Here is a 3,001-nt window from a genome sequence, read left to right as displayed (position 1 = left end):
CACTAACGACAAGGGTGTCAATCAACGTGAAGCAGACTTTTATGAAGCATTTAAAGATGTCATTGAGGCTATTATACTTGAGATGCCTGACTATGTCATACACACCGGTGATCTTTTTCACCGTGCGTCCCCTTCTAACCGTGCTATAACCTTCGCACTTACACAACTTAAAAGACTTGAAAAGCTAAATATACCTCTTATCATCATAGCAGGGAACCACTCAACGCCTCGTACTACTACCTCTTCACCTATCTTAGAAGCACTGAGTACTTTAGACAATGTTAAAGCAGTTTTTGAACAGGGTTATGAGATGCTGATGTTTAATGACATTGTATTTCATGCTATGCCTCATATCAATGATGAACGTATCGTACCTGATGAACTAGACAGAATGGAAGCCAATATAGATATAAATAAGAAAAACATCATGATGATGCACTGTTCAGTAGGTGCACATTATCTTATGCATGAGTTTGGTGAGTGGGTGTATCCTCAAGAGCGAGAAAATATTTTTGAAAAGATGGACTATGTGGCATTAGGACATTGGCATGGCTTTGGCTCTGTGGGTAAACACCCAAATGTATATTATGCAGGTTCTACAGAGAGAACAAGCAGTAGTGACAAAAGAGAAGACAAAGGCTATGTAGTACTGAACTTAGATGAAGAACTACATATAGAACACCATACGATACCTCTACGTAAATCTCTTGGTTTTAGTATAGATGTAGATAAGTACGAAGAAGAAGTAGCTTCACTTGACTTAGTAGACATAAAAGATGCACTAGTAGAGGTAAAACTTTATAACCTGACAGCTTCAAGTTCTATAGACATTACCAACAAAGAGATAAAAGAGATATTTGCAGATGCACTCCATGTCAAGGTGAAACGTGAGTTTAAAGTAGTAGAAGGCGAAGAGATAGAAGGTGACATAGAGTCTATCTCTTTAGAGGCTTACTTTATCTCACATATCAAAGAGAGTGTGGCAGATGAAGCAGAACAAGAAAGACTGAGCACTAAAGCCAAAGAGCTTTTTGCACTCTATGAGGAGACAGACGATGATACTCTCTAATCTTCATATGGAAAACTACAAGAAATATCAGGACTATAGTCTTGAATTTGTGGAAGGTCTTACGGGGATCATAGGTCGTAACGGTTCTGGAAAGTCTACGATATTTGATGCCATTACATTTGCCCTGTATGGAGATGTACGAGGAGAAAAAGAGACCATACGAAATGCTAAAGCAGGAGAAAAAGAAGCTGTCAGTGTGACACTAGAGTTTGAGATAGACGGTGACAACTATAAAGTCCTACGTCAACTGCGTGGTAAATCTTTAACTGCCAAAGCAAATCTATACGATGGGGATGATGCCTTAGTGAGTGAAGGTTCAAGAGAAGTGACTAAGCATATCACCAAACTAGTAGGAATGAATGAAGAGGCTTTTAGACATACGGTCTTTGCCTCTCAGAAAGAACTTACCGCACTGAGTGGGTTAAAAAACGAAGAGAGAAAGAAGATCATTCGTAAGCTACTAGGCTTAGAGAAGATAGACAAGATAGAACAAGAGATACGCTCAAAACTCACACAGCTAAACCGTGACATCAAAAGTTATGCTGAGATACTACTCAAAGACACAGAAGTTAAAGCCTTAGAAGAAGAAAAAGAGTCTAAGACCAAAGAAGCTGACATACTTAAAAAACAAGTAGAAGTCGTGCTTAAACGTTTTGAGAGTAAAAGTAAAGAAGTAGATGTGTTAGATAAAGCCCTCAAAGCCCTTCAAAAACTCAAAGATGAATTTGTAAAATTGGGTAGTGATCTTGAACTGCTCAATAAAACCTTGGAAAACCAAAAAGAAAATCTTGCCAAACAAAAAGTAAAACTCCAAGAGTTACAGACTAAGTCCGTGCAGTATGAAAAAGATAAGCCACTTCTTACAGAGTATAAAGCTCTAGCAGTGACTATAGATACTCTACAAAAGCAAAAAGAACTGTTCTTGAAAAAACAAGGACTGGAGAAAGAACAAGTAGTACTTAGGGCACAATACAAACAAGACGAAAAAGAGATACTAGATTTAAAGAAAAAACTTGAAGTCAAACCAGCACTTGTTAAAGAACAGACAGAACAAAACACACAGTTACAAGCCTTAGTGACTAAGACAAAAGAGATAGAGAACAATGAGCGTACTCTCGGGCAAGAGATAGCCAAATACAAGGGACTCATAGAAAACACCAACACACAAGTAGCCAAGATAGAAGCCTTAGGCAAAGAGTCCAACTGCCCTACCTGTACAAGACCGCTGCTTGAAGAATATGATAATGTCATCGCTTCATTGCAAGCGACCATCACACAGATAAACACACAAGAGATAGCCAAAAGAGAGACAACTCTAAAGAGTGTCATAGAAGCTAAAGTAAAAGAGCAAGAAAATAAAACTGCCATAGATAAAGTATTGAAAGAGTTGGGGGAGAAGCTAAGTGTCCTCAATGCTGATGAGGTGACACTTACCAAAAAAGAAGAAGAGTTCAAAGGTATCAGGGCACAAGGGCTTAAAAACAAAGCAGAACTAGAAGTACTCAAAGAGGTGACGTATAATGAAAAAGCCCATACCGATGCACTCACTTCTAAGACCAAACTAGAACCTAAGTACAAAGAACTCTTAGGTCTTCAGTCTCTCATAGCGCAGATACCAGCACTTGAGCAAGAGGTAAAAGATACGCAACTACGTATAGCTAAGAGTGACGAAGCCATAGCGCTTCAAAAGAAAGCCATCAAAGAGCATAGCTATGATGCTACAGAACATCAGAAACAAGAGGGCATTCATACAGAGGCTAAAAAAGCAAAAGATGCCATAAATACTGAACTCACACAAAAGAAAGTAGATGCCCAAAAGATAGCAGGTGACATAACAACACTCAAAAGTAAGCTTGACAGAAATGAAGAGCAAAAGAAACAGCTTCAAACCAAACTCGATGACAAGAACGACTACGAAAAGCTTAAAGCTTT

At 38.6% G+C, this 3,001-nt stretch carries 2 protein-coding genes; both read left to right on the top strand.

Features of this window, described 5'->3' with window-relative positions; genetic code table 11:
* Positions 1 to 1,069, top strand: a 1,069-nt coding sequence (locus ABYK33_RS15005; protein WP_373034122.1) for an exonuclease SbcCD subunit D, incomplete at its 5' end; no start/stop codon positions are given.
* Positions 1,056 to 3,001: AAA family ATPase (locus tag ABYK33_RS15000; RefSeq protein WP_373034121.1), on the top strand; the 1,946-nt coding region annotated here is incomplete at its 3' end. The genes ABYK33_RS15005 and ABYK33_RS15000, both read left to right, overlap by 14 nt.

Source organism: Sulfurovum sp. (genome assembly GCF_041562805.1).
In the GTDB taxonomy this organism is placed as follows: Bacteria; Campylobacterota; Campylobacteria; order Campylobacterales; family Sulfurovaceae; genus Sulfurovum.
The sequence above is the reverse complement of the archived record's forward strand: the minus strand, read 5'-3'. Positions and strand labels throughout refer to the sequence as shown.